18 protein-coding genes are annotated in these 16,450 nt (G+C 34.4%); 10 read left to right on the top strand and 8 right to left on the bottom strand.

What is annotated here, in order from left to right; all coding sequences use genetic code 11:
• Together CW752_RS04505 and CW752_RS04500 are read right to left on the bottom strand one after the other, a co-directional pair.
• The coding region (locus CW752_RS04505; RefSeq protein WP_185117569.1) for a uroporphyrinogen-III synthase at positions 1–392 on the bottom strand (392 nt) is incomplete at its 3' end.
• Between the two features lie 12 nt (positions 393–404).
• Positions 405–1,016, bottom strand: coding sequence for a DUF4271 domain-containing protein (locus CW752_RS04500; protein ID WP_228401614.1), 612 nt, complete (start codon positions 1,014–1,016; stop codon positions 405–407).
• A 286-nt stretch (positions 1,017–1,302) separates the two neighbouring features.
• Between CW752_RS04500 and CW752_RS04495 the strand changes: the two genes are divergently transcribed.
• The 4 genes from CW752_RS04495 to CW752_RS04480 are packed head-to-tail and all read left to right on the top strand — an operon-like array spanning position 1,303 to position 4,727.
• Positions 1,303–2,019: a polyprenol monophosphomannose synthase gene (locus CW752_RS04495; protein WP_101238569.1), complete on the top strand. Its 717-nt coding sequence runs from the start codon at positions 1,303–1,305 to the stop codon at positions 2,017–2,019.
• Between the two features lie 26 nt (positions 2,020–2,045).
• Complete coding sequence (locus CW752_RS04490; protein ID WP_101238568.1) at positions 2,046–2,417, top strand: DUF4296 domain-containing protein; 372 nt, start codon at positions 2,046–2,048, stop codon at positions 2,415–2,417.
• A gap of 60 nt (positions 2,418–2,477) precedes the next feature.
• Complete coding sequence (tgt, locus tag CW752_RS04485) at positions 2,478–3,608, top strand: tRNA guanosine(34) transglycosylase Tgt (RefSeq protein ID WP_101238567.1); 1,131 nt, start codon at positions 2,478–2,480, stop codon at positions 3,606–3,608.
• Positions 3,609–3,614: 6 nt separating this feature from the next.
• Positions 3,615–4,727 carry an LptF/LptG family permease gene (locus CW752_RS04480; RefSeq protein WP_101238566.1) on the top strand — a complete coding sequence of 371 codons (1,113 nt, stop codon included), beginning with the start codon at positions 3,615–3,617 and terminating at the stop codon, positions 4,725–4,727.
• On the opposite strand, the gene CW752_RS04475 is transcribed toward CW752_RS04480, so the two are convergent.
• The gene (locus tag CW752_RS04475; RefSeq protein ID WP_101238565.1) at positions 4,721–5,434 is read right to left on the bottom strand and encodes a biotin--[acetyl-CoA-carboxylase] ligase; all 714 of its coding nucleotides are present in this window, start codon (positions 5,432–5,434) and stop codon (positions 4,721–4,723) included. The two genes, CW752_RS04480 and CW752_RS04475, sit on opposite strands and share 7 nt — an antisense overlap.
• An 87-nt stretch (positions 5,435–5,521) precedes the next feature.
• On the opposite strand from CW752_RS04475, the gene rsfS reads away from it, so the two are divergent.
• From rsfS to CW752_RS04445, 6 genes are all read left to right on the top strand, one after another.
• Complete coding sequence (rsfS, locus tag CW752_RS04470) at positions 5,522–5,887, top strand: ribosome silencing factor (RefSeq protein WP_101238564.1); 366 nt, start codon at positions 5,522–5,524, stop codon at positions 5,885–5,887.
• Positions 5,888–5,906: 19 nt separating this feature from the next.
• Positions 5,907–7,928, top strand: a complete 2,022-nt coding sequence (gene ftsH / locus CW752_RS04465) for an ATP-dependent zinc metalloprotease FtsH (protein WP_101238563.1) — start codon at positions 5,907–5,909, stop codon at positions 7,926–7,928.
• 136 nt (positions 7,929–8,064) lie between these two features.
• Complete coding sequence (locus CW752_RS04460; RefSeq protein ID WP_185117568.1) at positions 8,065–8,646, top strand: LUD domain-containing protein; 582 nt, start codon at positions 8,065–8,067, stop codon at positions 8,644–8,646.
• 24 nt (positions 8,647–8,670) lie between these two features.
• Positions 8,671–9,543 (top strand): phosphatidate cytidylyltransferase, encoded by an 873-nt coding sequence (locus CW752_RS04455; protein ID WP_101238561.1) that lies wholly within the window; start codon positions 8,671–8,673, stop codon positions 9,541–9,543.
• Positions 9,544–9,547: 4 nt separating this feature from the next.
• Entirely contained in the window at positions 9,548–10,201 is a 654-nt protein-coding gene (locus CW752_RS04450) for a phosphatidylserine decarboxylase family protein (protein WP_101238560.1), read from the top strand.
• Positions 10,202–10,710: 509 nt separating this feature from the next.
• Complete coding sequence (locus tag CW752_RS04445; RefSeq protein WP_133121650.1) at positions 10,711–12,096, top strand: hypothetical protein; 1,386 nt, start codon at positions 10,711–10,713, stop codon at positions 12,094–12,096.
• An 85-nt stretch (positions 12,097–12,181) separates the two neighbouring features.
• Here CW752_RS04445 and CW752_RS04440 read toward each other — a convergent pair whose 3' ends face one another.
• The 5 genes from CW752_RS04440 to CW752_RS04420 all read right to left on the bottom strand — a co-directional run bounded on the left by CW752_RS04440 (position 12,182) and on the right by CW752_RS04420 (position 16,428).
• Positions 12,182–12,529, bottom strand: coding sequence for a hypothetical protein (locus CW752_RS04440; RefSeq protein ID WP_101238558.1), 348 nt, complete (start codon positions 12,527–12,529; stop codon positions 12,182–12,184).
• A gap of 20 nt (positions 12,530–12,549) precedes the next feature.
• Positions 12,550–14,388 (bottom strand): ABC transporter ATP-binding protein, encoded by a 1,839-nt coding sequence (locus CW752_RS04435; RefSeq protein WP_101238557.1) that lies wholly within the window; start codon positions 14,386–14,388, stop codon positions 12,550–12,552.
• Positions 14,389–14,606: 218 nt separating this feature from the next.
• A complete protein-coding gene (locus CW752_RS04430; RefSeq protein WP_101238571.1) occupies positions 14,607–15,530 on the bottom strand; it encodes a M28 family metallopeptidase in 924 nt (307 codons plus the stop codon).
• A 9-nt stretch (positions 15,531–15,539) separates the two neighbouring features.
• Positions 15,540–15,962 carry a hypothetical protein gene (locus CW752_RS04425; RefSeq protein ID WP_101238556.1) on the bottom strand — a complete coding sequence of 141 codons (423 nt, stop codon included), beginning with the start codon at positions 15,960–15,962 and terminating at the stop codon, positions 15,540–15,542.
• A gap of 76 nt (positions 15,963–16,038) precedes the next feature.
• A complete protein-coding gene (locus CW752_RS04420; protein WP_101238555.1) occupies positions 16,039–16,428 on the bottom strand; it encodes a DUF4293 family protein in 390 nt (129 codons plus the stop codon).
• Positions 16,429–16,450: the final 22 nt, after the last annotated feature.

The raw sequence follows: 16,450 nt of genomic DNA, 5'->3' as shown, positions 1-16,450 counted from the left end.
TATTTTTCAGTTGGGAATTTTTTGAAAAGAGGAAGCAGATCAGAGAAATTTTTCTCTCCAAAGCTGATTTTTCTTTTTCTGTAGACAATATGCTTTTGAAGATAGTTGGCAATTGCTTCCGACTGGCAGATGTATCTCATCGTATCCGGAACAGCAAAACGCAGCTCTTCAGCAAGTCTGAAGTAATGGTCAATCGCATTCTTACTGGTAAAAATAATACCGGTATATTGCGTCAAATCTATCTTTTGTGTTCTAAGTTCTTTATTGTCAACTCCTTCAACATGGATAAATGGACGGAAATCAATCTTTATTTTTTCCTTCTTCGCTATATCCAAATATGGAGAAGACTCACTAGGCGCTGGTTGAGAAACCAATATGGACTTTATTCTCATCATTGACATTTATTAAAAAAATAACAACTTCCAAAGCAGTAATAATGGTGCGATTTGGAGGGTGCAAATATACAAAAATTTATAATACCATTTCTCTGGAAGAATCTTGTTCTTGTGAAATAAATAGAAAAAAACTTTAAAAACGAACACAAAAGAAAAGAAGAAGAAATAGTACAAAAACATTTTATTTCTGTCGATAGGGAAGTAATAGTGGGCTACACATAAAATTATTAACAAAAATGACAGAATAAAATAAAATTTTGTGGAGGTAAAATAAAAAATAGACCATTTTTTTCCATCTCCTATACTTTGATAAAATAAAAATCCCAAAGCAGACCTTGTTACATAGAAAAATACAATTGCCAGTAATGTGTATCCGAATTTATTAAGCTGATACCCGAAAAGCTGTAAATCTGCAATGTATTTCGGAACAATGGGAATGTATTGTGAAATTAGAACAGACAGGGCAAGCGTTATCACACACGAAGTAATGATCCAGCTTGGCAGGTTATTACTTGCATCAAAATATTTTTGAAGCAAAAAATCTTTCAGGCTCGCATCCCTTTCTATAATGTTCATCATAAACACATATAAAAATATACAACCCAGTAATATAAAGATCACCCAATCATTATTCTCAGGTATTCTTACATGATTGATGTAGTTTTGTGACGACGGCAAATTTTAATTTTTTTTAAATTTTATTTAACTTCAAATAACATAAGTTGGCACAGATTTTCTTTTTCGCTGATCTATGAAATTTGTTGTTGAAATACCTTCTCATTCCGATTTTAAATACTTGAACAATGCTTCTGTTCAATTTGTTTAATCTTTGAGAAATATTTTTGCAAAATTATAGATTATTTTGTATAAAATAAAAAGGTTAAATAAACTATCTTTGCAAACTGAAATGAAAAAACTAGTCATTATCCCGACGTATAACGAAAAGGAAAATATTGAAAATATTATTTCCGCGGTTTTTGCATTGGAGGATGGCTTTCATATTTTAGTGGTGGATGACTCTTCTCCGGATGGAACTGCGGAGCTTGTGAAAGAATTGCAAAAGAAGTACCCACATCATCTGCATCTGTCGATGAGACATGTAAAGGATGGCTTGGGGAAAGCTTATATCCATGGTTTTAAATGGGCCCTCGAAAACAAATATGATTATATTTTCGAAATGGATGCTGATTTTTCACACAATCCTAATGATCTGCCTAAGCTTTTTGAAGCTTGTCTCAACGCAGATATAGCCATTGGTTCGCGTTATTCAAAAGGAGTAAATGTTGTCAACTGGCCAATGGGAAGAGTGTTGCTTTCCTATTTTGCATCAAAATATGTAAGGTTTATCTTGGGACTTCCGATTCATGATACTACGGCGGGCTTCGTCTGCTTCTCAAGAAAAGTATTGGAGGAGATAGGTTTGGATAATGTAAAATTGAAAGGCTACGGGTTTCAGATTGAAATGAAATTCAGGGCTTATAAAAAAGGTTTCAGAATTGTAGAGGTTCCTATTATATTTACCAATAGGATTTTAGGAGAAAGCAAAATGAATGGAGGGATTATCCATGAAGCAGTTTTTGGAGTGTTAAACTTAAAATGGAAATCGATAATCAACAGGTTATAGATCATTAAGAAATTTAAAATAAACTGATGAAAAAGCTGATCTTTATTTTTGTTTTACTGGGCCTGTTTTCATGTGGCGATTATATTGATAAACCTAAAAATCTGGTTGATCAGACTGCAATGGCTGAAATTATTGCTGATCTTATGGTCAATGATCAGGCTACTTTTATGTACCAGGACAAAAATCTGGAAGCAGGTACAAGATTTATTCTTAAATCTCATAATGTGAAACCTAATGATTTCATTGAAAGTTTCAAATACTACGTGATTAAAGATAAAATGCAAGATATTGCTAATGACGCACAGGAAATTTTATTAAAAAAAGACCCGAAAGCGGCTCAATATGTAAAAGATAAGCTGAAACAGAATGAAAGTATGCAACAACCTTTGGTAAGGTAATTATACTGGGTTCTATGGAAGCACAATCATCGGTAACGATGAATTAAAAGAAATATACGGATGAAATTTTTTAATATAGAGAAAACCTCTGAAGGAAAGGCGAGAGCAGGAGAAATTACCACGGATCACGGGAAAATTCAAACACCCATTTTTATGCCTGTGGGAACTGTAGCCAGTGTGAAAACAGTTCATCAGAGAGAATTAAAAGAAGACATAAAAGCCCAAATTATTTTGGGAAATACTTATCACCTATACCTTCGTCCGGGTATGGAAACGATGCAGGATGCAGGAGGTCTACATAAATTTATGAATTGGGATCTTCCTATTCTCACAGATTCAGGAGGCTTTCAGGTGTTTTCACTGGCAAGTAACAGAAAAATGACGGAAGAGGGAGCCAGATTCAAATCTCATATTGACGGAAGTTATCATATGTTTTCTCCGGAAAGGTCAATGGAAATCCAAAGACAAATCGGAGCGGATATTTTTATGGCGTTCGACGAATGTACACCTTACCCTTGTGAATATAATCAAGCCAAATCATCAATGGAATTAACCCATCGTTGGTTAAAAAGATGTATAGAATGGACTAACAATAACCCTGAATTATATGGACATAAGCAAAGGCTTTTCCCTATTGTACAGGGGTCCACTTATTCAGATTTAAGAAAAATCTCTGCAGAGGTGATTTCCGAAGCCGGAGCAGAAGGTAATGCTATTGGTGGGCTTTCCGTGGGTGAGCCTGAAGAAGAAATGTACAGAATCACAGATGAAGTCACAGATATTCTTCCAAAAGAAAAGCCAAGATATCTGATGGGAGTAGGAACGCCCTGGAATATATTAGAGTCTATCGGATTAGGAATTGATATGATGGACTGTGTAATGCCTACAAGGAATGCAAGAAATGCAATGCTTTTCACATGGCAGGGGGTAATGAACCTTAAAAATGAAAAATGGAAGCGTGATTTTTCGCCTTTGGACGAATTTGGAACCAGCTTCGTAGATAAGGAATATTCAAAAGCGTATCTTCGCCATTTGTTTGTGTCTAAGGAATATTTAGCAAAACAAATTGCTTCCATCCATAACCTTGCATTTTATCTGGATTTGGTTAAAGTCGCAAGAGAGCATATTATCGCAGGAGATTTCTATGAGTGGAAAAATTCTGTAGTTCCGGTTCTTAGACAAAGACTGTAAAAGATTATGTTTACAATTATTGACAGATATATCATTAAAAAATATCTTGGAACTTTTAGTTTCATGCTGATATTGCTGTCTATAGTAGTACTTGTTATCGATGTTCAACAAAAGATTCCAAGGATAGAAAATGCTAAGGCTATCGATCCGAAGCTTGATCTGGTATATTTTCTGATTCATTTTTATCCTTTCTGGATCATCAACCTTGTGGTGACGTTTCTTTCCATTCTGGTATTCATTACGGTAATTTATTTTACCTCCAGAATGGCCAATAATACAGAGATTGTAGCCGTTATCAGTAGTGGTGCGAGTTTCCATAGATTTGCGAAACCTTATCTGTATACCTCAATTTTAATTGCTATACTATCTCTTACGGTATACCATCTGGTTCTTCCTTGGGCAAATATTAGGAAAAATGAGCTAGAGGCATATACCTATAATGCAGCCAACAAAGAAAGAATTTTAGGAACAGCACCTGCGTCCTCGCAGCTGAGTAAAACAGAATATATCTTTGTGGATTCATGGAACAAAAGAGAAAAAAGAGGATCCAGCTTTGTTTACCAAAAGTTTGATAAAAACAGAAAAATGGTTTATGAGCTGAAGGCGAGTGAAGTATATTGGGATCAAACTAAAAAACAGTTTGTTTTAAATAATTATCTTGAAAAGACTATTAATAAAGACAATTCCGAGAAAATAGCCAATGGAGTAGAGTTAAGAAAAAACTATGGACATGGGCCGGAAGAGCTTTTTCCTAACGAACTTCTTGGACAAAATAAAACTACGCCTGAGTTGTTAAAATTCATTGAGAGAGAAAAGGCAAGAGGAAATAGTAATTTGAATTCATATCTGAATGAACTTCATCAGAGAACTTCAATGCCTGTTTCTATTATTATTCTTACTTTCCTGGCGCTTTCCTTATCTTCTCAAAAGAAAAGAGGAGGATTAGGGGTAAACCTGGCGATAGGAATTTCATTAGCCTTTCTTTTCGTGTTTTCATTTGAAGCATTAAAGGTAGTGTCGGAAAACAAGAGTTTGCCACCTGCATTGGCTATGTGGCTTCCTAACTTGGTTTTCTTTCCACTTACCCTTTATCTTTATATTAAAAGAGCCAATCAGTAAAGCAATTTTACTTCCTTATGATAAAAGGAATGCATGCCGTCTTCCAGTTCGATCCAAAGTTCACCTTTTTCGTCTGCGTTTCGAATGATGCCATTTTGTCGCTCTTTTTCAATTTCGAAGACTGATATAATATCTTTGCGAAATAGGTTTTTGTTGAATCCTTCCAGGATTTCCTGGTCAGATGGAATATTTTTTAATTTTTCTGTCAAAAATTCATGGAGCTGTAAAGAGAAGTCTTCCAGGTCGAATTGTCGGCCGGTTTGTGTCAGAATAGAGCCTGCATTGGATATTTCATCAAATTTTTCCTGCAGAATATTAATTCCGGCTCCTATAATGAAATAATTATTTTGATTAATTTTTTTCTTTTCAATTAAAATTCCAACGATTTTTTTACCTTTAAGGATAATATCATTCGGCCATTTAATTTTTACATCATGATCAGCCAATTTGGCAAGGAAATCCCTGATAATAATTGCGGTATAATAATTGAATATAAAGTCGGAGCACTGGATGCTTTGAGTATTCACTGCCAGCGTATACGCTAAGTTTTTTCCGGCAGTCTGAGTCCATACATTTCCGTACTGCCCACGACCCTTAGTCTGATTAAAAGTATGCAATCCTATAAAATTTGAATTTTCGTAAAGTAAAAACTTTGAAATTTCGTCATTAGTAGAAGAACATTCATTCAGGTAGAATAGTTGGCTCATTTAAGAAAACTTTAAGACATTAAGGGGGTAAAAGTAAGGTTAAAGTAAAGAAAAAACAATAAATTTGCAGATTATAGTATTTTTTTAATGAATAAAACAGTAGAAAAACAAGCATTAATAGATAAAATCGTTGAAGCTCTTCAAGATGTAAAAGGGGAAGATATTATGATCTTCGATCTTTCAAATATTGAAAACTCCGTAGCGGAAACGTTCGTCATATGTAGTGGAAACTCAAATACACAGGTAGCTGCATTAGCTGGAAATGTCGAGAAGAAAGTAAGAAACGATCTGAAAGACAGGCCTTGGCATGTAGAAGGTACAGAGAATGCAATGTGGGTATTGGTTGATTATGTTTCAGTGGTGGTTCATATATTCCAAAAAGATGTCCGTGAATACTACGATATAGAAGAGCTTTGGGGTGACGCTGTCATCACCAAAATTGAAAATGAGTAATAAATTTTAAAAAGTATAAATGAATAACAAAGGATTCAACTGGTTCTTTCCTATTGCAATCATAGCTCTTTTGCTATTGTTTGGCTCCAATTTCTTAGGAGGTGATAGTGCAAAATCTATTGATGAAGATGGTTTCTTTAGAGAAATGCAGGCGGGGAAAGTCCAGAACATAATTATATACAAAGACATAGAGAAGGCTGATGTTTTCCTTACTAAAGAAGCGAAATCAGCAATGGTTTCTAAAACCGGAAAGGAAAATAATCCCTTTTCAGCTTTAGATATCACTCCTAAAGCAGATTATTCTGTAAAATATGGAGATCTTCAACTTTTCCTTCAGAAATTTGAACAGATTAAGGCGACAAATCCGGCTATTAAAACAGCTAAGGATTATGGGACAGGAAAAAGTCCTTTCACAGATATTTTGATATCTGCATTGATCTGGATTGCTATTCTTGGATTATTTTATTTCCTTCTTTTCAGAAAGATGGGTGGAGGTGGAGGTCCTGGTGGACAAATCTTCTCTATCGGGAAATCTAAAGCTAAGCTTTTTGACGAAAAAGAAAGAATTCAGGTAACATTCAAAGATGTTGCAGGTTTAGAAGGTGCTAAAGAAGAAGTGCAAGAGGTCGTAGACTTCTTGAAGAACTCTGAAAAATATACCAAACTAGGAGGTAAAATTCCTAAAGGAGTACTTTTGGTAGGCCCTCCGGGAACAGGTAAGACGTTATTGGCAAAAGCTGTTGCAGGTGAAGCTAAAGTGCCTTTCTTCTCCCTTTCAGGTTCCGATTTTGTGGAAATGTTTGTTGGAGTCGGAGCATCAAGAGTAAGAGATCTTTTTGCACAGGCAAAAGCAAAATCTCCTGCGATCATTTTCATTGATGAGATTGATGCTATTGGACGTGCCAGAGGAAAAAATAATTTCTCAGGAGGAAACGACGAAAGAGAAAATACCCTAAACCAGCTTCTTACTGAAATGGATGGTTTCGGAACCGATACGAATGTTATTGTAATGGCAGCTACCAACAGAGCGGATATCCTTGACAAAGCTTTGATGAGAGCAGGACGTTTTGACCGTTCTATCTATGTAGATCTTCCGGAACTTCATGAAAGAAGACAAATTTTTGATGTTCATTTAAAGAAGATCAAATTGGATGAAAATGTAGACAGAGAGTTCCTAGCTAAGCAAACTCCGGGATTCAGTGGAGCCGATATTGCTAACGTATGTAACGAAGCAGCATTGATTGCAGCCAGAAATAATCATACTTCTGTAACAAAGCAGGATTTCCTTGATGCTGTAGACAGAATCATCGGAGGTCTTGAAAAGAAAAATAAAGCAATCAAACCTTCTGAAAAAAGAAGAGTAGCATACCACGAAGCAGGACATGCAACGATCTCATGGTTGGTAGAACATGCTTCCCCACTTTTAAAAGTGACAATCGTTCCTAGAGGACGTTCATTGGGAGCTGCATGGTACCTTCCGGAAGAGAGACAGCTGACAACTACTGAACAAATGTTGGACGAAATGTGTGCAACGTTAGGAGGTAGAGCTGCTGAACAGGTGATTTTCAATAATATTTCAACCGGAGCTCTTTCTGATTTGGAAACGGTAACGAAGAGAGCTCAGGCAATGGTTACGATCTATGGATTAAGCCCGAATATTGGTAACATTTCTTATTATGACAGTTCAGGCCAATCTGAATATTCTTTCGGAAAACCTTATTCTGAAGAAACAGCCACTAAGATTGATGCAGAGATCAAGTCGATCATCGAAAATCAATATGAAAGAGCAGTAAGAATTCTTGCAGAAAATAAAGACAAGCTTGATGCTTTAGCTAATAAGCTTTTAGAAAAAGAGGTAATCTTCCGTGAGGACTTAGAGGAAATCTTCGGAAAGAGAGCATGGGATCCTGAATTGACAGAGAAACCTGTGACGAATACAATTCCTGAAAAAGATCAAGAGGAAATTGTTGAAGCGCCTCAAATTAAAGAGAAAGAGGAAGAAAGTGAAATTCAGGCTCCGGAAAGCCCAACTCAGCTGTAAAACCTCAAAAAAATAGGACTTATAAAACCTGACAATCTCAAAATTGTCAGGTTTTTTCATATTTAAAGACATATTTTTGGAATCTATTGTAATTTATTTTCTATTTTTGTATAAAGTTGACTAAAAATAGATTAAGTTGAATTTATTCAAGAGGATTGTAAGCAAACTAACCAACCAGCCTGAGGAAGAGGAAAAACAGAGTCTGGAGAAGCTAGGGGATTCGCTGAAAAATGCGGATCTTGACTATAAGTTTGCGCAGTTATTTACGCATTCGGGGGGATTTTTTAATTATTGTGCAGATGAGGCGGAAGCTCTACAAACTTTAAATCAAATTATTAAGATAGAAGGTATTGGTAACCTTTTCTGCTGGGATAAAGAACTTCAGAACTTTTTAAATGTTGTGAAGTCTTCCTATACGTCAGAATTAGAACCGTCTAATGATGCTGCATTCATTACATGTGAATACCTGATCGCCTATGACGGAAGAATAATGCTTTCTCATAACAATATTCTTCATTATCATTCTTCAAGGCTACCGGATAAAATTATTATCATTGCCAATGTTTCACAGATTGTAAACAACCTGAATGATGCCATGGGGAAAATAAAAAGAAACGGAAATATCAAGAACCTCACTTCCATCAGCGGAAGCCAATCGAAAATGGATAGTTCTTCTAATTCCAATACAAAATTATTTTTATTATTGCTTGAAGATTAAGCACCCACTTCTAAATTTTACATTTTGGACAAAAATCTCATTCAAAGAACCATTTCAGGCTTAGTATATGTAGCTGTTATCATTCTTTGTACAACGCCGCTAGGGGCACAACTCATTAACAGCGTCTTTCCTGGCCTCATTCAGCAGCAATACCTTTACCACGGATTAATAAGCTTGTTATTGGTAGTAGGTACCTGGGAATGTATCAAGATTATGAAGTTTGGAAAAGGCTATGAAAAATGGGTGGTTTTTCCACTGGTTCTTTTTATATTCTATATTTTTTCCAAAAGATATTTTCATCACGATTTCTTTTTTGATTTCAGATTGAGTGAAATTCTGGCTCTTGCTTTAATAGGCATTGCTGTAGTCACGTTATTTAAATTTCCTAACGAATTATATTACGATAGCGGGAAACTTATTTTTACCGTTATCTATGTTGCTTTACCTTTCAGTTTTGCATTAGGGCTACCTAAGTTTTCCAGCTATAATGATTCTTTTTCTCTGGAAGTACTTTTCCTTTTCATTTTAATATGGAGTAGCGATACATTTGCATATCTGGTAGGGAAATTCTTTGGAAAACATAAAATGGCTCCTACCATTTCACCTAAAAAAACCTGGGAAGGATATGCGGGAGGAGTTGTTTTAACATTAATTTTATCATACTTCATAGAACATTATCAACCTGAGCTGAGAGGAAACTGGATGGTAGTCGGATTTTTAGTAGCAGCCTTTGCTCCGTTAGGGGATTTGGTAGAAAGCCAGTTGAAAAGACATTTCGGTGTAAAGGATAGTGGAAACATCATTCCTGGACATGGAGGTGTTTTAGATCGATTAGATAGTTTCATAATCTGTGTTCCTGTCGTATATTTGTACTTTATTTTAGAAAAATTTATATAGTCTCATGAAATTGCATAGAGAATCAAAAGGAACAATTACCGTAGCAACCATTCTTTTTTTAATAGTGGGAGCATTAGCAATTTATTTCCTTAAAATATGGTCACTGGTGATCATCATGCCTTTGTTGGTTGTTTACTGTCTTGTTTTCTGGTTTTTCAGAGTTCCGGATCGTACTATTCTTGATCACAAAGAGAATGTCATCGCACCGGTTGACGGAAAAGTTGTAATGATCAAGGAAGTAGAAGAGAATGAATTTCTTCAGGGAAAGGCTATCCAGGTTTCTATTTTCATGTCTCCACTGAATGTACACATTTGTAGATATCCGGTGACCGGAAAAGTAATTTACAAAAAATATCACCCGGGAAAATACCTGGTAGCATGGCATGAAAAGTCTTCTACAGAAAATGAAAGAACAACTGTAGCCGTTGAAACTTTAACGAATCATAAGGTAGTGTTCAGGCAGATTGCCGGATACGTAGCAAGAAGGATTGTTTTCTATTGTAATGAAGGAGATCAGGCTAAAGCCGGACATGAGTTTGGTTTCATCAAATTCGGGTCAAGGATGGACGTATTTCTACCATTGGATACTGAGATCGTTTGTAAGATCGGAGATATTACAAAAGGTGGCTTAGATGTTATCGCTAAATTGAAAAATTAAGATTTTTAATCAATTATACTAATTAAAAAGAAGTACTGCTTTCCGGAAGGCAGTACTTCTTTTTTTAATAAAAATACTGAACAAAGTATTCTGCCATTATTTAAAAAATATAATTTAAATTTTGCGTAAAGAATTCAATGTCTGACTATATTCTTAAGGAGAAAAAGAGAAATCGATTTCATGGATTTTTTCTTAGCTTGTTTCAGAATAAGATAATTCAATCTGACCTTACCTTACCTTTTTAGTTACACCAATTTAAGTTTGAATTTGTCTTCAATAGTTTGGTTACTTGAGTTTCAGCTTTCGATATTAATTTAGTATTTTCCATATTGGAAGAGCTTGCAAATAGGAATCGGGATATAATCTGTGAGTATTTATTTAATGAAATCAGATTGTAATAATATATTTTATTATATTTAACGAATTGTATATCAGTTATTTGATGCGTGGTTGGAAAATGTTTTATTTAGAGGAATTTAAAATATAAATTAAACCAAATACACTTAATGATGAAAAATTTAATACTATTTAGCTGTTTCAGTATTTTTATTCTGGGAATATATTCTTGCAAAGAAGATAGATTTATTGCTTCTTCTGTACTTACGCCCGAAGCGGATATCACAATTATGTCAAAATCGACTCGGTCAATACCTGAAGGGATGTATGGTCGTTCTGTTCAGATAGACCCTACTTTCATAGATAATATAGGTAAGGTGTCTCCTGAACAATTGGTGGAAGATTTAAAAAGAGCAGGCATTAGTTCCGTGCATTATACGGTTGCAGAATACTGGGATGGAACAGTGAATGATCAATTACTTAAGCAACAATACCTTCAGGCAATAAAAAATAGTGGGATTAAGATTTGGCTGATGTTATTAGGAAATTGTATTTATGGAAATGCAATTCCGGGAGGTGATGGATGGAAGATGAAATTACTTGATCCCTCTTCAATAGATAGTAAAACTCACCTTTATTCTTTTCATCGCGAAGAATATGTTAATTGGCAGGTTCAGAGAATTAAAAATATACTTAGATATTATCCGAATATTTTTGATGGAATTGAGTTTGCAGAATCTTACTTCCCGGAATGGGAAGCCATAAATGCTCAATCTCCTAAAAAACGTTTTTACGGAGATGTAAGCCAATATGCTATTGATCGATTTAGAGCTAAATATTCTATATCTTCACAAAGCTTGACGTTTGAAGAAATTAAAAATAACCCAGTTTATTATAGCAAATGGATACAATTTAGATCGGATGCTATAATTAATTTTAATCAACAAGTCAAAAAAGCTATTAATGAAACTAACCCCAATATTTTATTTGCTGCATGGGGAATAGGAATAAAGGGAGGCAGTTTAGTTAAAATAAAAGAACATTTTGGATTAGATATGTCTGATATCGTCTCTAAGGTCAACCCGGATTTGTTTTTTATCCAAACTTCTTCACAAGATTGGAACAAAGATAATTTGCCGGGTAATTATACTGTTGATTATAAGTATATTATTGATGAGATTAAAAAGATTAATCCAACCATTCCAATTGGAGTTCAAGGGGATGTAGTATCTAGCTATCATCAAAAAGTTTCAGGTAATTTGGATGGAAGCGCTGTTGCCCGACCTGCAAACTGGTGGCTTGGTTTTATGGATAATGCCTTAAATAGTGGTTATTCTACAGCTACTTTTTATGAGTATAATCTTGCAAAAAAATATGGTTTTTGGCTACCAGATGGTAATATTAATGTGAATTATAAAATAAAAGCATTTAAAGGACCGATTATGTCTTCGGATTATATCAATTTTGATCCCCAAACTTTTAATGTTGTAGATAAAAAACCCGGATATTGGTATAAAATTCAGACAGCAAGCGATTACAAATGGATTCAGCTGGAGTAGAGTAGGTTTATTATAGATTGTGATCAATAAACATTACTATAGATAAAAATTTAGGATGATTCCGGCAATAATCTATCCGGATACATTACCTGATATATTGCTTTATTTCATCCAGTAACTCCATTATAAACTGTAGAGGTAAATCTTCTTCTACATCAATTAAAAGGATTTTAAATTTTTTCCTTCCATCCTGTGTCAGCTCCGGATAATCTAGTTTATCACCGTGGTAAAAGCTGATATAGTATTTTTTATACTTTTTGCTGTAATAAAAATAACACAGCATTTTCTTTTTATATTTGATAAAGGGAAGGCCAAAACTGAATGTTTCTGTAATGTTTTCAGTATCGGAAGCTAGGATCTTTTCACGTAAAAAAAGAAGAGTACTTCTTTCAGGCTCTTCGATTCTGTAGAAATACTCTTGTATAGGGTTCATTTTAAATTTAATTAAAAAATCTAGTCAAAATTTTGAAGTTCAACAAGTTTGTTGTACATCCCTTTTTTAGCAATTAGTTCGTGGTGGGTGCCTTGTTCTACAATATCACCTTTTTCCATTACTACAATCCAGTCTGCTTTTTGAATCGTTGAAAGTCTGTGGGCAATAACCAGGGATGTTCTGTTCTCCATCATTTTCTCCAAAGCATCCTGTACAAATCTTTCGGATTCCGTATCCAGGGCAGATGTTGCCTCATCAAGGATCATAATAGGTGGATTTTTCAAAACAGCTCTTGCGATAGAAACTCTCTGTTTTTGTCCTCCTGAAAGCTTATTTCCATCGTCTCCAATGTTGGTATCATATCCTTGGGCCAGATTAGAGATAAATGAGTCTGCATTGGCAATTTTAGCTGCTGCAATGACTTCTTCTCTGGTGGCGTCCGGTTTACCCATTAGGATATTGTTATAAACAGAATCATTGAATAATACGGATTCCTGGGTTACCATTCCCAGAAGTTGACGATACTCTTGTAATTTCAAATGTTTAATATCTGTTCCATCAATAAGAATTTCTCCTTCAGAAACATCATAAAATCTTGCCAAGAGATTCGCAATTGTTGTTTTTCCGCTTCCACTTTGTCCAACCAATGCAACGGTTTTTCCTTTGGGAATGGTTAAATTAAAGTTTTTAAGAATAAGATTGGATTTGTCATAATAGAATCCAATGTCTTTAAATTCAATATTATTTTGAAGGGTAGAGATAGAAACAGGTTCTGCTACTTCTTCGATTTTTACATCTGCATCTAGGATTTCGAGTACTCTTTTCAGAGAAGCTTCACCTTTTTGTACATTAGAAATTGAAGTGGATAAACTTTTTGCAGGGGGAAGAATCTGGAAAAATAATCCAAGGAAAACCAGGAAATCTGCAGGAGAGATACTCTGCTCAACAATAATTTGTTTCCCTCCATACCAGGCAATTATTAAAAAGGTAATAGAACCCAAAAATTCGCTCATCGGAGATGCTAGTTCTTTCTTTCTGCCTAAGCTTATTGAGCTTGAAATCCACTTATTCATTGACTTCATAAAACGATTGTCCATGATTTTTTCCGCATTAAAGATTTTAATGACTTTAGAAGATTTCAAAGTTTCGTCTACAATAGAAAAAATTGTTCCCATTTCATTCTGGGCTTCGTGGGAGTCCTTTTTAAGACTTTTTCCAACCAAAGCGATCATGGTTCCCATTACAGGTAATACCAATAAAGAGAAAAGAGTCATTTCTGCACTTAAGAAGAATAAACTTACCAAAGTACTGATCAGCATAAAGGGTGCATTGATAAGCTCTACTAAACTTCCCAGAATATTTCCTTCAACTTCTCCAACATCATTAGACATACGGGACATCAGATCTCCCTTTCTGCTTTCTGTGAAAAATGAAACCGGTAAAGAAAGTATCTTTCTGTACATCGCTCCACGAAGATCTTTTGTAACGCCAACGCGGTAGTTGATCAGCAGGAAAGCACCAAAATATCTGAACATATTTCTCAGTAAAAACATGAACGCAGTGATGATACACAGCCATGCCAGAACTTTAAGAGAGCCATATTCAGCTACTAAAGACTGGATGTAATAATTGGAATAGTCTTTTATATAATTGAAGAAATCAAGAAACTCCCCTGAATATACAGGTGGCTTTTCATATTTTTCAGGTTTTATAGTCCCAAAAAGCATACCCAATACCGGTAGAATCGTTCCTAAGGAAGCAATTTGGAATACGGAATACAGGATATTGAAAAATAAACTTCCGTAGATATATTTTTGATGCGGTTTCGCGAACTTTAAGATTTTTTTATATTCGTTCATTCAATGAAAAAATTGGATAGCAAAATTACGTAAAATTAAAAGATAAGACGTTCTTAATCCTATTTTACTTTATTTATAAGTTCTAAAGAATACTTTTTTGTTACAATTGAGAATGTTAAAAAGCGCTGTCTATCAATATTATCCTGCAATAAAAGAGTAGGGGATATTATGATTTTAAAAAAGAAAACCACCGAATTGGTGGTTTTATAGTATAAAAATTAATTAAATTTTACCTGATCATTATATTTTGGAGTAAAGTTCTTAGGATTTAATTTTTCTAATGTTTTTCCAAAATTATTGATAATCTGGGTCATATTATCAAAATCAACAATATTAATATCGTCATTTTCGTGGTGATAATGGGTAGCTTTACTCATATCAACGGTTGAAAATGAATGGGCAATAATTTTCTTTTTTACAAAACTTACATTGTCTGAACGATAGAATAATTGTTCCCTTGCATAAGGATCAGCGTTTATTTTTAAACCATTTACCGCATTTTTATTAAATAATTCATCCAGATCTGAAAATCCATCTCCCGTCATATACAATGCATTTTTCCCCCACTGGGATTCTGTGGCAACCATTTCAAAATTAAAAAGAGCAGTCATATTATTGTAGATTTTGTCAAGATTTGGATCTTGTGAAATTGCTCTCGAACCCAGCATTCCTTTTTCCTCACCATTAAAAGCCATAAAAACCATTGAAAAGTCCGGCTTTTTATTTTTAAAATAATCTGCAATACCTACCAAAGTTGTAATTCCACTTGCATCGTCATCAGCTCCGTTATAGATGTTGTCTCCGGTTTTATTACTAGTTCCGATATGATCAAAATGTCCTGAAAACCCAAGATATTGATCTGTTTTTCCTTTTCTTACACCACATACGTTATAGGCCTTTTTTCCTTTATATTCGAAAGGAATCAGATAAGAATTTCCTGTACAATATTCAAGATTGTTTTCTTTGAAAAGAGTGGCGATGTAATTGGCGGCGTTTTCATTTTCGGGAGTCCAGATTTCTCTGCCTTTCATTTCATCTGATGCCAGAGTGGATAAAATGGTTTTTACTTTTTCTTTTGAAACTTCCTGTGCAAAGGTAAAAAATGAAAAAAACGATAAAGTTAGATAAGTCAATTTTTTCATATGGTTCATTTATTTGTTATTTAAGAAATATTTTGGAAAGGCTATTTTTCTCCCTTTTTTAATAATATAGAGAGTGTCTGCTTTTGCTTTTTTAATGACTCTGTAAGGAGGTGCTGTTTGCCGCCAGCTAAACATAATTTCATGGTTACTATAAGAAGTATTTTCTTCTCTTAGAAACCGTACCCTTTCATCATTGGCGTTAGTTTCAATAACATAGTGATAGGCTCCCGGTTTATAAGTTTTATGATTGACATCAAATAAATATCCGGTTTCTAGTCCTTCATTGATCACAGTATTAATTTCTGTGTCGTAAAAACTTGGTTTCTTTTCGTTTTCTTTATCTGTTGCTTTGTTAAATTGAGGTAGCATTAAAAAACCTAAAGCAAAGAATCCAATAATGAAAAGAATTTTACTTAAATTGTTTTTAAACATTCAAAAGATATTTTCTGTAAAAATAAAAAACAGCTTCTAAAAAGAAGCTGTTCTCACTCAAAAAATCGTTGTAAGGCTATCGAAGTCTGTCTACAGATTTTACGAGCCTCTCATCTTTACGAATGAAAATGTTTGCAATAAGCAGACAAATCACCGCTATACATGGGAAAATCGGCTCAATACCCTTCTCAGGAAATTGAATTCCTCCGGATAAGTTTAGTAACCAGTACGCCAATACACCAATCAACAAGGCGTTTATAATGATGCTGATGGTATTCAGCAAAATTTGTCGTTTTCTGTTTTTAAAACTAAAAATACTTAAAGCTCCAATGATAACAAGTACTATACATCCTATATTGAGTATAGGAATATTGCCAAAAACAGCCACATCCTGTCCTGTGATGTAAAGAAAAACAGCAGCTAAAACTGCTAATAATGTCCAAATAGTCTGTATTCTCTGTAGCATTGAATATTAAATTCTTGGCAAA

It is taken from the genome of Chryseobacterium sp. PMSZPI, assembly GCF_002835665.1.
Classification (GTDB): Bacteria; Bacteroidota; Bacteroidia; order Flavobacteriales; family Weeksellaceae; genus Chryseobacterium.
Note: the sequence above shows the minus strand (reverse complement) of the source record. Positions and strands in the feature narration are given on the sequence as shown.

Excerpts from the sequence above, each read along its gene's own strand:
- ftsH (WP_101238563.1), top strand. The coding sequence starts at position 5,907 with ATGAATAACAAAGGATTCAACTGGTTCTTTCCTATTGCAATCATAGCT.
- CW752_RS04490 (WP_101238568.1), top strand. The coding sequence starts at position 2,046 with ATGAAAAAGCTGATCTTTATTTTTGTTTTACTGGGCCTGTTTTCATGT.
- tgt (WP_101238567.1), top strand. The coding sequence starts at position 2,478 with ATGAAATTTTTTAATATAGAGAAAACCTCTGAAGGAAAGGCGAGAGCA.
- CW752_RS04425 (WP_101238556.1), bottom strand. The coding sequence starts at position 15,962 with ATGTTTAAAAACAATTTAAGTAAAATTCTTTTCATTATTGGATTCTTT.
- CW752_RS04420 (WP_101238555.1), bottom strand. The coding sequence starts at position 16,428 with ATGCTACAGAGAATACAGACTATTTGGACATTATTAGCAGTTTTAGCT.
- CW752_RS04440 (WP_101238558.1), bottom strand. The coding sequence starts at position 12,529 with ATGAACCCTATACAAGAGTATTTCTACAGAATCGAAGAGCCTGAAAGA.
- CW752_RS04450 (WP_101238560.1), top strand. The coding sequence starts at position 9,548 with ATGAAATTGCATAGAGAATCAAAAGGAACAATTACCGTAGCAACCATT.
- CW752_RS04445 (WP_133121650.1), top strand. The coding sequence starts at position 10,711 with ATGAAAAATTTAATACTATTTAGCTGTTTCAGTATTTTTATTCTGGGA.
- CW752_RS04495 (WP_101238569.1), top strand. The coding sequence starts at position 1,303 with ATGAAAAAACTAGTCATTATCCCGACGTATAACGAAAAGGAAAATATT.
- CW752_RS04435 (WP_101238557.1), bottom strand. The coding sequence starts at position 14,388 with ATGAACGAATATAAAAAAATCTTAAAGTTCGCGAAACCGCATCAAAAA.
- rsfS (WP_101238564.1), top strand. The coding sequence starts at position 5,522 with ATGAATAAAACAGTAGAAAAACAAGCATTAATAGATAAAATCGTTGAA.
- CW752_RS04480 (WP_101238566.1), top strand. The coding sequence starts at position 3,615 with ATGTTTACAATTATTGACAGATATATCATTAAAAAATATCTTGGAACT.
- CW752_RS04475 (WP_101238565.1), bottom strand. The coding sequence starts at position 5,434 with ATGAGCCAACTATTCTACCTGAATGAATGTTCTTCTACTAATGACGAA.
- CW752_RS04430 (WP_101238571.1), bottom strand. The coding sequence starts at position 15,530 with ATGAAAAAATTGACTTATCTAACTTTATCGTTTTTTTCATTTTTTACC.